13 protein-coding genes are annotated in these 15,340 nt (G+C 61.8%); 8 read left to right on the top strand and 5 right to left on the bottom strand.

All coding sequences use genetic code 11. The annotated features are described in order from the left end of the window. Positions 1–38: 38 nt before the first annotated feature. The gene (locus DVH23_RS17545) at positions 39–1,139 is read right to left on the bottom strand and encodes a Gfo/Idh/MocA family protein (protein ID WP_114578720.1); all 1,101 of its coding nucleotides are present in this window, start codon (positions 1,137–1,139) and stop codon (positions 39–41) included. 270 nt (positions 1,140–1,409) lie between these two features. On the opposite strand from DVH23_RS17545, the gene DVH23_RS17540 reads away from it, so the two are divergent. Together DVH23_RS17540 and DVH23_RS17535 are read left to right on the top strand one after the other, a co-directional pair. After that, entirely contained in the window at positions 1,410–2,237 is an 828-nt protein-coding gene (locus DVH23_RS17540) for an aldo/keto reductase (RefSeq protein ID WP_114578719.1), read from the top strand. After that, positions 2,230–3,165, top strand: coding sequence for a Gfo/Idh/MocA family protein (locus DVH23_RS17535; RefSeq protein WP_157972475.1), 936 nt, complete (start codon positions 2,230–2,232; stop codon positions 3,163–3,165). The genes DVH23_RS17540 and DVH23_RS17535 overlap by 8 nt, the downstream gene beginning before the upstream one ends. A 61-nt stretch (positions 3,166–3,226) precedes the next feature. On the opposite strand, the gene DVH23_RS17530 is transcribed toward DVH23_RS17535, so the two are convergent. Then, complete coding sequence (locus DVH23_RS17530) at positions 3,227–3,997, bottom strand: AAC(3) family N-acetyltransferase (RefSeq protein WP_114578717.1); 771 nt, start codon at positions 3,995–3,997, stop codon at positions 3,227–3,229. Positions 3,998–4,096: 99 nt separating this feature from the next. Between DVH23_RS17530 and DVH23_RS17525 the strand changes: the two genes are divergently transcribed. Both DVH23_RS17525 and DVH23_RS23760 read left to right on the top strand, forming a co-directional pair. Then, complete coding sequence (locus DVH23_RS17525; protein ID WP_114578716.1) at positions 4,097–5,017, top strand: amidohydrolase family protein; 921 nt, start codon at positions 4,097–4,099, stop codon at positions 5,015–5,017. Then, on the top strand, positions 5,014–5,181 hold the full coding sequence (locus tag DVH23_RS23760; RefSeq protein ID WP_157972474.1) for a hypothetical protein: 168 nt from the start codon (positions 5,014–5,016) through the stop codon (positions 5,179–5,181). The genes DVH23_RS17525 and DVH23_RS23760 overlap by 4 nt, the downstream gene beginning before the upstream one ends. Before the next feature lie 32 nt (positions 5,182–5,213). Here the strand turns inward: DVH23_RS23760 and DVH23_RS17520 are convergent, their stop codons facing one another. After that, entirely contained in the window at positions 5,214–6,488 is a 1,275-nt protein-coding gene (locus tag DVH23_RS17520) for a sulfatase (protein WP_114578715.1), read from the bottom strand. A gap of 377 nt (positions 6,489–6,865) precedes the next feature. Between DVH23_RS17520 and DVH23_RS17515 the strand changes: the two genes are divergently transcribed. After that, positions 6,866–7,657 carry a M55 family metallopeptidase gene (locus DVH23_RS17515; RefSeq protein WP_114578714.1) on the top strand — a complete coding sequence of 264 codons (792 nt, stop codon included), beginning with the start codon at positions 6,866–6,868 and terminating at the stop codon, positions 7,655–7,657. Between the two features lie 113 nt (positions 7,658–7,770). Then, positions 7,771–9,165, top strand: coding sequence for a sulfatase-like hydrolase/transferase (locus tag DVH23_RS17510; protein ID WP_114578713.1), 1,395 nt, complete (start codon positions 7,771–7,773; stop codon positions 9,163–9,165). A 97-nt stretch (positions 9,166–9,262) separates the two neighbouring features. Here DVH23_RS17510 and DVH23_RS17505 read toward each other — a convergent pair whose 3' ends face one another. Continuing rightward, positions 9,263–10,822: a sulfatase gene (locus DVH23_RS17505; RefSeq protein WP_157972473.1), complete on the bottom strand. Its 1,560-nt coding sequence runs from the start codon at positions 10,820–10,822 to the stop codon at positions 9,263–9,265. Positions 10,823–11,269: 447 nt separating this feature from the next. After that, on the bottom strand, positions 11,270–12,364 hold the full coding sequence (locus DVH23_RS23755) for a hypothetical protein (protein WP_157972472.1): 1,095 nt from the start codon (positions 12,362–12,364) through the stop codon (positions 11,270–11,272). Positions 12,365–12,540: 176 nt separating this feature from the next. Between DVH23_RS23755 and DVH23_RS17500 the strand changes: the two genes are divergently transcribed. Together DVH23_RS17500 and DVH23_RS17495 are read left to right on the top strand one after the other, a co-directional pair. Beyond that, a complete protein-coding gene (locus tag DVH23_RS17500) occupies positions 12,541–14,469 on the top strand; it encodes a heparinase II/III family protein (RefSeq protein WP_157972471.1) in 1,929 nt (642 codons plus the stop codon). 206 nt (positions 14,470–14,675) lie between these two features. Next, positions 14,676–15,340, top strand: a 665-nt coding sequence (locus DVH23_RS17495) for a CocE/NonD family hydrolase (RefSeq protein ID WP_114578767.1), incomplete at its 3' end; no start/stop codon positions are given.

The raw sequence follows: 15,340 nt of genomic DNA, 5'->3' as shown, positions 1-15,340 counted from the left end.
CACCCTTTCCGTATCCGTGTTGTGATTCCGGATCGAGGTCATTCTTCCTCGTCCCCGCTTTCGTTGTCATCCTCGCTTGCGACCGGCGCGAGCTCTCCTGTTTCGACCATTTCGGTAAGTGCGTTGCCGCCCTCCTCGAGAGGAAGTTCGATTCGGCCCCGGCGGCGCGCGGACGCCCAGGCCGCGAAGATGATCTCGGTCGCTCGGAGCGCGTGATCGGCGGAGATGACTGGCTCCTCGCCCGACTCAAGACAGTCGATCGCGTGGGAGATCGCGCGCTCGATCGCGGGAGCGCTCTCGGTTTCGATTTCCTCCCAACCCCCGCTCGTGTCGGTCTTGTACCGAACGTCGGCGTCGTTCTCTTCGGAGGCGACCTCGATGACACCCTCGGTGCCGAGGATTCGGTGGTGGGCGCCGATCGCGTCCGCGCCCGAGCCGTAGCCCGTCGAGGCCAGGCCGAAGACGCCCTCGCCGTACGACCACATCGCCAGCCCCTGGTTCTCGTTGTGGACGCCGTACCGGACGTCCTCCTCGTCGTAGTGGACCTGTCCGAGCACCCACTCCGCCTCGCGTTCGCCGACGAAGTGGTTGCAGAGATCCACGAGATGGGAACCGAAGTCGTAGAGGTTCTTCCCGCCCATCTCGACGCGCTCGACGTCGCCGATCACGCCATCAGAGAGGAGCCGGGAAGCCTCCTGCCAGGTCGGGTCGAAGCGACGCTGGTGGTTGAACGTGAGCTGGGCGCCGTTTTCCTCGGCGGCACGGGCCATCCGTTTCGATCCGTCCCAGGTGTCGGCCATGGGCTTCTCGCAGTGGATCGCGCCCGGCACCTTGGTCTCGGCGGCTCCGACCACCAGGTCGGCGTGGGTCGGAACCGGGGTGCAGACGCTGACGACGTCCGGCTCCGTGTCGAAGAGCATTTCCTCGAAGTTCTCGAACACCCGGCCGTCGTCGATCTCGAACTCGTCGGCAAAGTCCTCGGCGTTCTCCCGGACGATGTCCGCACAGGCGATCAGTTCGCAGCCCTCGATTTCGCGGTAGGCGTCGCCGTGGCGGTAGGCCATCGCCGCGCTCTCGCCCCAGATGATGTTGTCTGGTTCTGGTCCTGTCCCGATAACGGCTGCAGTAACACGTGTCATCTGACGCAGCTATTTCTCACAGGGGGCATTAAACCGTTCGCCGCCTGCAGCATGACACCGATACATGTCAAGTTTAAATACTCTATGAAGGCTGAAAGCCGAACAATACCGTCTCCCCTAGCGGACAATTCACGCCAGTTGCGACGACACCGCCGAGAAGTGCGGGATGAATCGGAGCCGATTGCGGGCGGAATGGATGGCTCGTTGATGAAGCGGATCAGTCGATGTCAGGACCCACAGTTATATGCGGGTGTGTCGATTGGTCGCGGTATGGACGGCATGGAGATGCCACGGATAGGGCTTGGTACGTGGCCGATCACCGACAGGGATGACTGTGTACAGATGGTCCGTTCGGGCCTCGAGGCCGGGTATCGCCACGTGGATACGGCACAGATGTACGAGAACGAGGCACACGTCGGCGAGGCGATCGAAACCGCGGGCGTTCCCCGCGAGGAGGTGTTCGTTGCGACCAAGCTGGTCGGATCGAACCTCTCGTATGAGGACGTGCTCGCCTCCACGGAGGAGAGCCTCGAACGCCTCTGCCTCGACTACCTTGACCTCCTGTACGTCCACTTTCCACGGGGCGATTACGATCCTGCTGAAACGCTGCCCGCCATGGACGAACTCGTCAATCGGGGACTCGTCGACAACATCGGCCTCTCGAATTTCACACCGGAATACCTCGACGAAGCACTCGAGGTTCTCGATCATGACCTCTATGCTCACCAGGCCGAGATGCATCCCCTGCTTCACCAGCGAGAGTTGCTGGCGTATGCCCGCGATCACGGTCATCGGTTCGTCGCCCACACGCCGCTCGCGCGAGGGAAGGTGTTCGACGTGCCGTTGCTTTCGGAGATCGCCGACGAGTACGGGGTGAGCGAGGTCGAACTCACTATCGCCTGGTTGCTCTCAAAGGAGAAGGTCCACGCGATTCCGAAGTCGACCGATCCGGCACACCTCCAGGCGAACTTCGAGGCCCAGGAAATCACGATCGACAACAGTGACCTAGCGCGCATCGATTCGCTACATGAGTGGCGACAGGAACGGATCAACAATCCGGACAACCCGGCCTGGGGGTGGCAACTTAGCAATGAATAATTCGGAGAGCAGCTCGCCGCTTCGGATCGGTGTGCTTGGACTCGACACGTCTCACGCCGAGACGTTCGCCGAGGAGTTCACATCGATCGACGACGCTACCGTCTCGGCTGTCTGGGACGGTGGCGCCGTACAGGACGAAACGTATCTGCAGGAGTTCTGTGAGACGTACGATGCGAGGGCTTACGACGATCCGTCGGCGATGCTTGGTGACCTCGACGCAGTGACGGTGCTGACTGTCGACTGGGATACTCACCGTGAACTCGCGGTCCCCTTCCTTGAGGCGGGCGTCCCGACCTTTGTGGACAAGGTGGTCGCGGGCACCGTCGATGACCTCGCGGCGCTGGATGACGCTGCCAGCGAGGCGTCGCTCTTCGGCGGCTCGTCGATCCCGTTCCACCCGACACTCGAAGCCTGCCCCCGCGGAACGGCTGGGCGGACACTGTACGCCGCGTCGTACAACGATCCGTTCTACTACGGGGTCCACGCCGTCGACTCGGTGCGATCGATCGCGGACGCACCGTGGGCACGAGTGACGCCGCAGCCCGGTCCGGGTATCGAAGTCGAGGTAACGTTCGAAAACAACGTGCGAGCCGACATCCGGTTCGATGGAAACACTGACCAGCCCGCGTTCGGTTTCCTCGATGTCGCCGATCGAACCCGGACCGCACGTATCACAGTCGGCGACGGCTACGAAGCGATGCGCGAGGCGTTCTTTGAGGCCTTCCTCTCGGTCGTCCGCGGCGAGCGCGACGATACCGACCGAATCCTCGACGCCGCGACCCTCCAACTGGCGATCCACGCCGCAATCGAGGCCGACGAGTCGGTGACCCCTGGCGACGAGGCGTTGCGAGCGTACCATGCCGACGGCGCGGCTTACGCGAACGCCTACGCGACCGATAGATCGGCTGCAGTCCGTGGAGACTGGTAGCCGGAGCTATGGCCATCTCCCCACCAACTCGGTGCCGGTCTTCGGGTCGGGTGAACTGATGTCACTCTCCACCAACCGTGTAGACCCGTTCGGGATCGGAAACGATCACCTCGGCCAGCGTGTCATAGGCCTCTACGGCGTTCCATAAGACAAACTCCTTGTCGGCGGCTTGTGCCGTCCGCGTGAGACCAGCCAAGTCGAGAGCGTCGCCGAGTGGAGCGAAGTCGTACGTGACACCGTTTTCGAAGTTCTGGACGTGAATGGTATGGCGAACGTCGAACTCCTTCCCGTTGACGACGGCCGTGCCAGGAAACGATTTCTCGTGACGGTAATGCCAGCCCTGCCGGTCGATTCCCTCGCGTTGTTCGACGTAGTGAAAGAACGTCATGCTCCGGCCGAACCGCTCCAGACCGATTCCCAGCATCCATGCGCCAGTCTCGTGAAGCCGACCCAGGACGTTGGTCCGGTCGTAGGTACCGTGTGCATGCAGCCGTCCGAACTCATCGGCCCGCGCGCCGAGGGCCGCAAACGAATGGGTCGGATCGACGTTTCGCGTCGCGCCCGGGCGGGTTCGGACGAGTTCGGAGAAGTAACCAACCTCGGAAGGACTCTCCGCGAGATTGAAGACTCCATCGGGACTCTTCTGTCGGAACGTCGGCGTGAACGTCGGTACAACGAGGGTTCCGTCCTCGCCGAGGACGGCAAGCAGTGCCTCAAGCAGTGTCTCCGGGGAACACGACATCCCCCTCAGGGCACTGTGGACGACGACGGTGTCCCCGGAAGCGAGTCCAAGATCGCGCAGCGTCGAGCGGATCGTTGATTGATCGGCCATGGATCCCACGTTCGCGGTTAAATACAAATCCTTTCTGGAGGGCTTGGTGCAGCGGGTCGGCAACCGAGAGTATATCGGTTACAACGATAACAGAATGATATGCGAACAAAGGACGAACTCGAATCGTTGGCCGAGGAGTGGACCATGACGGCGGCCGAACGTGAGTCGTTCGAGGGAACGCTCTCGGACGCGACATTATACGACGGCCATAGCCACGTCTTCCCGATCGTTCCCAACTGGGGGCCGGGACAGACCGACCTCGACGAACTGGTCGAGGAACTGGACGCCTACGGAGTCGACCGGGCAGTGCTCCTCGCCGAGGAGCAGACCGAGAAAGGATTCAAGGTTCCGAGCTGGTGGATACTCGAGCAGGCTCAGCGGTATCCCGACAGGCTGATCCCGTTCTGTGCAATCGAGCCACGAATGGGACCGGACCGCGAGACGATGGCGGACTTCATCGACCGATACGCCGATGCCGGCGCCCGCGGGTTCGGCGAACTCAAGGTGGGTCTGCCGGTTGACGACGAGCGGATGCAGGCGCTATACGAGAACTGTGAGGAGCGGGGCCTTCCGGTATTGATGCACATCAGCGACAAACACGCAATCGACGAACCGGGGCTGCCCGGACTCGAGCGGATGCTCCAGCGATACCCCGACCTGAATTTTATCATGCACGCTCACGGCTGGTGGGCGCACATTTCTGCGGAGGTGACCCGTGAGCAGATGGCATGGTATGCCGAGGGGCCGGTCGAACCCGGTGGACGCTGTGACGAACTGCTGGCCGAGTACGACAACTGTTACGCCGATTTCTCCCCCTCTGGATTCAACGCATTCGTCCGCGACCTCGAGTATGCCCAGGAATTCCTCGAGCGCCACCACGAGAGTCTGGTGTTCGGAACGGACGCGAGTTACTTCCCTGAGGAGACGATCCCGCACTTCGCGTTTTTCGATCGATTCGATCTCCCGGCCGAGGCCTGGGAGAACATCCGATTTCGGAACCTGACAAGCATCCTCCGGTGAGCCTCGACAACGGCTGGGCAAGTGCGGAAAAGATCCTCGGACGGACCCGTTCGTGCCTTGACCAGTACTGGCTCCGCCACAACACCCACGATGGCGCGGTGCTGTTCAACGTCGACGGTTTGTTCGTCTACTACAAGAGCCAGGCTGCCGGTCTCGTCGAGTGAACCATGGGTTGATTCTCTTCTCGCTGCGACTCTCACTCTCCGGCGTCGAGGAGGTCCTTCCTTGCTCTATTCTGGTATGGATAGCGGATTCCGCCCCGGAGCAGCGGGTCGTCGATACGGGCCATCCAGCTCCGAACCCGGTCGGAGAGCTCTTCGGTAACGGCCTCGCGCTGGTTGGCGATGTCATTGAGGTTGTACGGGTCTTCCGCCCGGTCATAGAGTTGGGCATAGGGCCGGGGGTCGGCGCTCGGCGGGAGACTGGGCGCCCTATCCGTCGGGTCTGCGTCAACTGGGTAAGTGACGGTCCGGCCGGCGCCGAAGTTGCGGATCAGAATGTAGTCTTTGGTAACGATCCCACGAGCTTCCTTACCGGCGTTCGTGTACTGGGTGAATGCGGCGTCACGCGGCGCCACGTCGGTCTCGCCCGCGAGGTACGCTCGGAAACTCCTACCTTCGACACGGTCCGGGGCGGGGACGCTGGCGAGATCCAACAGTGTCGGTAGGAGGTCGACATGGCTGATCGGGTCGGTCACGGGCGTGTCGGCTGCGAACGCCGGGCCGGGGCCATCCATCAGCATTGCGACCTCTACACCGGGGTCGCGACACCACCACTTCGCGCCCGGGTATGGGATGCCGTGATCGGTCGTGAAGACGACAACCGTCTCGTCGCGCACGCCCGTGGCCTCAAGACCGTTGAGCAGTTCGCCCACGCAATTGTCGAGGTATTCAATCTCCGCCTGGAAGCGCCTGAAGTCCTCGCTCATCACCACAGACGGTTCCAGGTAGTCGGGTACGAACACCTCGCCGTCGGTGGGCTCGCGGTCGAACGAACGGTGGGTTTCGAAGAAGCCAAACTGTGCATACACTGGGCCGTCCGGGTCGGCGAAGATGTCCGCGGCGGCTGCGGCGGTCTCTCCAGCGTCACGCTCCTGTGAATAGTGGTGGTCGAACCCCAGGCAGTCGGCGTTGGATGCGACGTGCTGGAACCCCGCAAGATGGGTCTCATAGCCCGTCTCGCCCAAAAGTTCCGGCAGCATCTCCTCGCCATCGTCGATCTCCCACCACCACGGGGAGTGGGTCAGGCCCATCAAACCGTTCGACTGCGGGTAGCGCCCGGTCAGTAGGCTTCCCCGAGCGGGCGAGCAGACGGGCGTGGTCGAAACGGCGTTCTCGAACTGGACGCCCGACGCTGCGAGGCCGTTGAGCGCTGGGGTGTCGACCGCGTCGACGCCGTAGCAGCTGATGTGCTGGCCGAGATCGTGACACGTAATTAAAACGATATGTGGTTGCTGGTCGGCGTTCGCCATCGCGGGGAGAGACAGGTTCCCGGATTAAATAATCGGGGGGCAGGGAGGCGCGTAATTCAAAAAGTGAGGTCGATCCGAGACGCGTGAGGTATGGACCCTGCCGTCGTCCTTGAAGCTCCTCCGAGAGAAATTGCAGCGGCCGTTGTGCATCGCACGCGAGGGTTCCTCGACGCTTCTGATGACCTACGACCACCGGGACGAGGTCTTTTTCTCCTCTCACTGGGCGGAATCTCGAGACATGAAAATCAAACAACAGTCGGGCGCTACCGTGGGGAAGAGGCGTGTCGGCCAACCTCTGAGACCAGCAAAGATCAATGACCGAGCTTCGATTGTGGGGACCTCTATATTTTTGCGACTGCTCCGCGAACGTCGGAGCAATGGGTACGCAATACTTCATCGTTACCGACATTGAGGGCGTTGCCGGGATCGATTCCTTCGAGACGACACGGACGACCGACGAAGCGACGAAAGCGCCGGCCATGGACCAGCTCGCCCGCGAGGTCGCGGCCGCCGTCGAGGGGATCCGGTCGGTCCACCCCGACGCGACCGTCGATGTCTGGGACGGCCACGGGACCGGCGGACTGCGGGCAGCTGACGTGACCGAAGCCACTTATCTCGCCGATGGCAAGCCCTATTTCGACATTGAGGGCTACGACGGAGTTCTATTCGTTGGCCAACACGCGATGGCCGGCACGATTGGGGCGCCGCTGTGTCATACCTACTCCTCACGTGACGTCGCTCACTACCGGCTGAACGACGTCCTGATCGGCGAGTTCGGCGCCCGAGCGCTCGTCGCCGGTCGACAGGGCGTCCCTACGATCTATCTTTCGGGGGACAACAAGGCCGCACTAGAGGCTCGGATGTTCGTCCCCAAGATCGTGACGACCGCGGTCAAGAGCGGCGAGGGGCGACAGGCTGCCACACACCTTGACCGACGCGAGGCCTGCGAGGCGATCCGGGCGGACGTCGCGTCTGCGGTCGAGTGTAGCATGGAACCCGATCCGTTCAATACGCTCGCACCGCCGTACACGCTCGAGATTAGGTTCAGAGACTCGATCCCGGACGAAGCGATCGACGATCGATGGGGGGACGACGATGTCACGGTGACACGGGTCGATGACCGAACGGTGCATATAGAGAGTGACGCGATCGACGACTTGCCCCTGTGAGACGGCCCGAATGTCGAACGTCTGGTCGGCGCGATCCGCCCGATTCGGACGATACCGTGTCGATCCCAGCCGAACCACAACGATAAAGAACGCCGCAGTAGTCGCCGACATTAATGGAAGCGCCGACGAACGTCCTGTTCGTCCTCTCCGACGAGCACCGACCGGACGCACTGGGGTGTGCGGGCCACCGGCTGGTCGAGACGCCGGCGCTGGACCGACTCGCCGAGACGGGAACTCGATGTACGGCGGCGTACTGTTCGAGTCCGCTGTGCGCGCCGAGTCGAGCGAGCCTCGCAACCGGGAGATACGTACACGAGATCGGGTTCTGGGACAACGCGACGCCATACGACGGTGAGCCGGCGAGCTGGGGCCGGCACTTCTCAGAACGCGGCATCGACGTAACGACGGTGGGAAAACTCGACTTCGAACCCAGCGTTGACGACGGGTTCGACGACCAGCGGGTTCCGTTCCATCGGGAGACGCCGGACGTCAACGGGCTGTACCGCGAGCCGCCGATTCAACGCGAGGATGCTCGCGAGCGAATTCACGACGCTGGGCCGGCCGACAGCGATGACGCCTGGTATCGCGCCCGAGAGGAGGCGGTGACCGCGACCGCGATCGACGCTCTCGAGTCGAAAGCTGACTCCGACGAGGAGGGGTGGGTGATAAATGTCAACTACATCCTTCCACACTTCCCACTACGGGCTGAGCCGTCGTACTACGATCAGTATCCGGTCGACGAGGTGGACCTCCCGATCGACAACCCTGCGGGGGACAACCACCCGATTCTCGAGGAGCTTCGGGACCATTTTGACGGGCGCAACGTCGATGAGTCGGTCCTGCGGCGGACCCGAGCAGCGTACTATGGACTCTGTAGCGCGTTCGACGACTCTGTTGACCGCCTGCTGGGTGCCCTCGAGGAACTCGGGCTCGCCGAGGAAACCCTCGTCCTCTACGCAAGCGACCACGGCGAACCGCTCGGTGACCACGAAATATGGTGGAAATGTTGTATGTACGAACCGTCGGTTGGCGTACCATTGATCGCTCGCGGGCCCGGCGTTGAGGCGGGCGCGACGATCGATTCACCGACGTCACTTCTCGATGTCGTTCCGACGATGGCCGACGCTATGGGGATCAAGTCCGATCCCAGATGGCGCGGCCAATCGCTGCTCCCTGCGCTGACTGACCGGCGGGGGGCCGACCCCGACCGGTCCGTCTTCAGCGAGTACCATGCCCACGGGACGAGCCGCGGCATGTTCATGCTCCGACGGGGCCGGTTCAAGTACGTCTTCTATCCCGATCATCCCGATCAGCTGTTCGATCTCGAAAACGATCCCGACGAAAGAGATGACCTGTCGGGGGATCCCGAATATAACCACACGCTGTCAGAACTCGAGTCTGAACTCCGTACAATTGTTGATCCAGAGGCCGCCGATGAGCAGGCGCGACGTGACCAGCAACGTCGGCTAGCGGAACTTACGTCGGACTCGGACGGTCCAGAGGGATGACGCGCTGCGGGCGAGAGATACCAAACTTGTGGGTAAGAGGCAGGACTGTAGCCGTAGATCACTCACCTAATCTACATAACGACGAATAGGGGGCCGGCTACGTGCGATTCCCGGTGGGGAACGAGGTGATCGTCCGCGCGAGTGACTCAATCTGCTCATCCGAACGATCGTGATCGCGATACCACTTGAGAAGCGCATCGGGGTCGACGTAGAGGTACGGGCCGACCGACGCTGTCCGCGCGAGTGGATCGCGCCCACGGGTCTCGACAGGCTGGCGTTCGTGCCACTCCTCTGTGACGTGTGAGACGAGCCATCTATCGAGCAGGCCGCGCATCTCGGCCGTCCGCTCGGGGTTCGAACCGACGAGATTGCGTGTCATGTGTGGGTCCGCTTCGAGGTCATGGAGGAGTTCGAGGCCGTTGTTCGGGAGCGTCGGGTCGTTGTACAGTCCGGGGTGGGAGAAGACTCCCGGGTGGAGGAGTCGGACGTACATCCACCGATCGCGGTAGACTGCCCGGCCGTAGGTGTAGATGCCGTGGCCCGAGACGAGGTACTCCCGGCCCTCGAAGGGGTCGCCACGGAGCGCGGGCGTGAGTCGGCGGGCGTCCCACCCCTTGGGGATCGGGACGTCGGCGAGTTCACAGATCGACGGAACTAGGTCGAATTGGTAGACCTGCGCGTCGGTCGCCTCCCCCTCGGCGTCGTCAGTCACGCCGGGCCAGGAGACGATCAGTGGAACTTGCTGGCAGGCCGGGTGCGGGAAGGCGTGTTCCGCGTAGATTCCGTGTTCGCCAAACGCCTCGCCGTGGTCGGCGGTGACGATGACTGCGGTCTCCTCGCGGATGCCAAGTCGCTCGAGGGTCTCGAGAAGCGTGGCGATCTCGGCGTCGACGCGGCGAATGCTGGCGTCGTAGCCGTCGACGAGCCCCTCGAGGTCCGAACGATCGGCGATCGACTCCGGCATCGACCAGTCGTAGGAGTCCAGCCAGTCCGGGCCGTACTGGCCGGGGGTCGGCCACAGATCGGCACAGCGAACGCCGGTCATTCCCTGTTGATCGTTAATCGCAGCCTCGTCGGGCCACTCCTGTGCAGGTCCGGATTCTCGAACCGGGTCGAGGAACTCCTCGACGCCGAGATAAGGGTGGTGGACGTCCCAGTAATTGACGTGGAGGAACCAGTCGTCGTCGGCGGCGTGACGTTCGAGCCAGGACTGCGCGACCGGCGTCACGTCAGAACAGTCCTCGATCGCGGGGCCGCCCGCGGTCGCCGTCGGCATAATCGACTCTTGGAAGGATGCCCCGAAGTGGTACGCGAGGTGGCGCTGAGAGAACTGGCTCACCGAGGCCGTGTAAACGCCGTGTTCGGCGAGGTGCCGGAAGGCGAGCATTCGATTGGCGTCGGGATCGTGGCCGTCGCCGGGTTCGTCGTAGCGCTGTCCCTCGCCGTGGTGAGTAACGACGCCCGAGTTCAGCCCGTGACGACAGGTCGCAAGCGCGGTCCGACTGGGAAGACACGGCGCATCGGAGACGAAACACCGATCGAACCTAACTCCGTTCGCGGCGATCGCGTCGATCGTCGGTGAGGTCTCCCGCCCGTAGCCATAACAACCGAGGTGGTCCGGACGCAGCGAGTCGATATCGACGAAGAGGACCTTCACCGTCCCGCCTCCGGGGCCGATAGCGTCTTCTCCGTCGTAACTATTCCCAGCACCCTGAGAGAGCGCCTCCCAACGGCGGCACCCGGTCCGGAGGCCGTCTCCCGAGTGCGCATCCTGCCGTTGACCGGCCACAGGCGGTGGTCGCAGGGGTCGCGCCCGGACGGCGTCGTCGCGAACTTCCCGTCCGGACCGTCTGAATCGGGGGCAACGGGCGCCGCCGTTCCGTGGTTCGGTTCGTCGCGTCCGGCCGCCGGTTCGGGCATGAGCATGGAAACAGCACGTTCGTCCCTCGCAGAACGACCGCGTCGTCAGTTCGACGGCGACAGAGCCTAATAAGACTACGGGTCCATGTGGGGTGCCACTGTCTCAAAAATGAGATTTCAAATTTATATTTAAATCATACAGAATAGATCGAATTAATTCTCGCTACCCACAGACGCCCTCCAGCTAAGGTTCCCACCAATTATCCGTTTCACCGATTTCTTTTGGACCTGGCCCACGGATAGTGAGCATTGTCAAATCGTCTTGGAGTGCCCACTCTGGTGCGGTTATCTCATTATCCCCTAAATCATAACAAATACCTCCATAGTCCCAACCGAAAATAATCGAGTCTTGAACTTCCCCAGAGCAAGCTCCAAATGCTAGAGTTCCAAACTGTTCAACAGCCGCGAAATGGTTTACGCCGCCGCCAATCTCACAGTCATGGACGATGGTGTCACCTTGATAACCACCTACACACCTTGACCGGTCGCTATCTTCCGGACCTCCGTGTAGGATACATTTGTGAATCCCGAGTGTCCCCTTATAGTTCTGGATTACTGCTTCCAACGTAACGCCCTCAATAGTGATATTATATAAGGGTTGTGCACCCATTAATCCGAAGCTGATATACTCTGGCCCTTTGAGGATATAGTCCTCCGGATTTTCAGGATCACCAATAATACGGAAATCGGGGTCGTCTTTGGTGGCTACGATCGATCGGGGACTCTGAATCGCAGTATTTTCTTCATTATCGTGAACGCCCTCATTAATGTGTATAATGAATTCATGCTGGATGATGAAGGGCATTCGGCTGAAAGCCTCTTCTAAGGTTGCGAGAGGGGCGTCTTCGGAACCCTCATTTTCATCATCGCCATCGGGATCGATCCATAGATGGGTACCAGAATTGGTGACTAATTGTCGTCGTTGAGCGCGCCATTTCTTGTCTTCCGGGTTATGGACATAATTGGAAACATCGAAGCCATCATGATTTGGAGTTTCCAATAAACCATCGTTATCGGTGTCATCTAGTAACTGCTCCCATGGAGGACCACCGCCCCTTCCTCTTTCCTGGGCATTAGCAGAGCCAGCGGCACCCAAGAGTGCGCCGCCGCCAAGAACTCCTAAGGCACCCCGACGAGTCATATTTGCGCCACTACTTTCCTGTTGTTCGAGTTTGGTTTCTAATTCCTGATTCTGTTGTTCTAATGCCTCAATTCGCTCTTCAAGGCTTTTTTCCGACTGCCTATTCTCAGTTTCATCTGGAGAGTCATCCTCTACCATACCACAGATAAACATTAGACCATCAATTAAATCTAATGATTATATCCAAACGCATTTCAGCTCCTTATGATGTTTTTAGAATCTATGAGGTTCTTGATCGTGACGACCCCGGTTCCGATTGGCCGGCCAGCCGCGATGAAGCGAACCTATTAGTGCTCGAGCGGGGATGGCGAGGTATGCCGAGGACCGATCAGCCGTATCCGCCGGGATCGTGGACCGTCGATCGGGTACGCCGCGTGCTCGAAGAAACCAATGGCAGAGGGGAGCTGCCGACGTACGACGACGGCGATCGCTGGCAGGAGATCGCGACCGATCCGACGACGGGGCCGTACGCCGGCACGATCGTCGAACGGGCGATGGAGTTCAGTGACGATCGGGTCCCGCCGCTACCGGCGTCGTTGTATGCCGACTACACCCGAACGGGAAATCGACCCCGGTACGAGCGGCCGTACTTCGGTCGTGGCCGGCGTCTCGGGGTGCTCGCGCTCGCGGAGTGTCTCGAGCGGGAGGGACGATTCCTCGACGACGTTCTCGACCACGCATGGGCGATCTGTGAGCAGACGACGTGGCTACTGCCAGCACACCTCCCGGAGGAGGAACGAACCGACGGCCTTCCGTCGCTCCGGGATCCCGCGGACCACCACGTCGCGTTGTTCTCGGCACGAACCGCCCACTTGCTCGCCGAAGTCGATTATCTGTTGAACGATCGTCTCCATCCGGCCCTCCGACGCCGCCTTCGGACCGAAATCGACGACCGGGTCCTTACCCCCTTCGAGAGTCGGGACGATTTTCACTGGCAGGAGCCACCGGCCGGAAACTGGACCGCGGTATGTAACGCCGGTGCCGTGATTGCGGCGGTGTATCTCGAGGAGGACCTCGACAGGCTGGCCCGGTTAGTGGTGCAGGCCGCACACGGGTTGGAACACTACCTGGCATCGTTCGGAACCGACGGCTGTAGCCCGGAAGGACTCTCGTACTGGAACTTCGGCTTCAGTCACTACGCGATGCTCGCCACGGTTATCGAGGCGCGTACCGAGGGCCGACTCTCGTTGCTGTCACCGGAGATCCTCCCCGAGATCGCGCGTTTTCCGCTTCGGATCGAACTCAGTCCGGGTCGGTACGTCCTGTTCTCCGACTCGCGCGAGGGCGAAGACGTGGACCCGTATCTCGCGTGTTGGGCCGGGACCGAGTTCGACGTCCCCGAACTCGTCGCTACCGGTCGACGGGCATTCTCGTCGATGGACGGGATCTTCTCACAGCGCCCCTCCGACGGTCTAGCGGAGACGGTTCGAAACCTCTGCTGGTGTCAGCAGGCTACGGCCGACGGTGCGAAACGAGCCCCCGATCGCGGGTTCCTCTTCGATGACGCGGGCTGGTGGTTCGCTCGTGACGATCCTTCGGATCCCGACGGATTGGCCGTCGCCGCGAAGGCGGGATCCAACGACGAACCACACAACCACAACGACTGCGGATCGTTCGTCGTCCACTACGGGGGCGAGTCGTCGATAACCGACATCGGCGTCGGGACCTACGACCGGGATTACTTCAGCGACCATCGGTACGAGTACCTGACCGCCCGGTCGCTCGGCCATCCCGTCCCGTTGGTCAACGGGTACGAGCAGGCGGCCGGCCCGGACTACACGGCCGAGATCGTCGATCGGGTGGAAACTGACGATCGGGAACGGTTCGACGTCGAGCTTGCCGAGTGCTATCCGTCGGCCGCCGGGGTGTCGTCGCTTCGTCGGTCGTTCGTGCTAGAGCGGACTGCGACCCGCCTGACAGTCACGGACCAAATCGTTTTCGACTCCGACGTCGCGGACCCGGACGCAACGGAAGTGTTCGTGTCGTACGCACCCATGACAACGACGGGAGACGGTCGGGCGATAGCGATCGACGGAACCCGGACTCGAACGACCGTCTCGTTCGACCCCGCGCCGGCGGCCATTGAGGTCGAACACCTCCCCGACGCGATCGACTTCTCGACGGTCCAGGGGGTCGATACCGACGTTCGTGACGTGTGGCGGGCCCGCATCACACCGGCGACTACGGCCGGTGACGAACCGGTTCGGCTCGAAACGACGGTCGACCCCGAATCGCTCGACTGACGATCCCTCCTCCCCGATCGACGGGCCCTCGGAGCGGGACCGTTCGGGCGGGAGCGCGACCACGGACCGGGAGACCGAACGTCCGACGAAGTGACGACGCCATCGGCTTGCCTGATCAGGTGGACTCCGGCGACTCGATCCCGACGGATCGCCCTCCGCGAGGCGACGGAACGCTTTTGGCGCTATTGGCCGAGGGTCAACAGGTCATGGGGACCGAACCTGCACCGTCCGCTCAAGCGACTTACGGCGTGACGGTCCATCAGGATTTATTAGTGGAGGCTCGCGACGGAACGCAACTCGCAACGGACACCTATCGTCCGTCCGATCCCGACACGGGAGAACCGATCGACGCCGTGAGACCTGCACTGCTCGCCCGGACTCCATACGACAAACACTCCCGGTCGCGGGCTGACCGCGCCCGCTGGTTCGCCCAACGAGGGTACGTCGTCGTCGTCCAAGACGTGCGCGGGCGATACGGAAGCGAGGGGACCTTCTTCCCGTTCGTCAATGAACCCGAGGACGGGTACGACACCGTCGAATGGGTAGCCGACCGACCGTACTGTGACGGACAGGTCGCGACGACGGGGACCTCCTACGGTGCGTGGGTTCAGAGTGCACTCGCGACGCTGGATCCGCCGTCACTAGCGGCGATGTTCGTCAACCAAGGAGCCGCCAACGGATGGGAGGCGACTCTCCGACACAACGGCGCGTTCGAGATGCGGTGGCTCACATGGGCACTAACTCTCGGTAGTTCCCATCGCTCCTGGTTTCTGACTCGATTTCTGGAGAAAAATGACCGAGATCAGCGTAATGGATTCAGTGAGTCGAACAAAGACGGCGGTCTCACGTCAGTGAGAGCGCCGTCACCCGA

Origin of the sequence: Saliphagus sp. LR7, from assembly GCF_003344565.1 — an archaeon.
GTDB lineage: Archaea > Halobacteriota > Halobacteria > Halobacteriales > Natrialbaceae > Saliphagus > Saliphagus infecundisoli.
This window is presented reverse-complemented; position numbering and strand designations above follow the sequence as displayed.

Excerpts from the sequence above, each read along its gene's own strand:
- DVH23_RS23755 (WP_157972472.1), bottom strand. The coding sequence starts at position 12,364 with ATGGTAGAGGATGACTCTCCAGATGAAACTGAGAATAGGCAGTCGGAA.
- DVH23_RS17525 (WP_114578716.1), top strand. The coding sequence starts at position 4,097 with ATGCGAACAAAGGACGAACTCGAATCGTTGGCCGAGGAGTGGACCATG.
- DVH23_RS17530 (WP_114578717.1), bottom strand. The coding sequence starts at position 3,997 with ATGGCCGATCAATCAACGATCCGCTCGACGCTGCGCGATCTTGGACTC.
- DVH23_RS17515 (WP_114578714.1), top strand. The coding sequence starts at position 6,866 with ATGGGTACGCAATACTTCATCGTTACCGACATTGAGGGCGTTGCCGGG.
- DVH23_RS17500 (WP_157972471.1), top strand. The coding sequence starts at position 12,541 with ATGCCGAGGACCGATCAGCCGTATCCGCCGGGATCGTGGACCGTCGAT.
- DVH23_RS17540 (WP_114578719.1), top strand. The coding sequence starts at position 1,410 with ATGGACGGCATGGAGATGCCACGGATAGGGCTTGGTACGTGGCCGATC.
- DVH23_RS17520 (WP_114578715.1), bottom strand. The coding sequence starts at position 6,488 with ATGGCGAACGCCGACCAGCAACCACATATCGTTTTAATTACGTGTCAC.
- DVH23_RS17545 (WP_114578720.1), bottom strand. The coding sequence starts at position 1,139 with ATGACACGTGTTACTGCAGCCGTTATCGGGACAGGACCAGAACCAGAC.
- DVH23_RS17510 (WP_114578713.1), top strand. The coding sequence starts at position 7,771 with ATGGAAGCGCCGACGAACGTCCTGTTCGTCCTCTCCGACGAGCACCGA.
- DVH23_RS17535 (WP_157972475.1), top strand. The coding sequence starts at position 2,230 with ATGAATAATTCGGAGAGCAGCTCGCCGCTTCGGATCGGTGTGCTTGGA.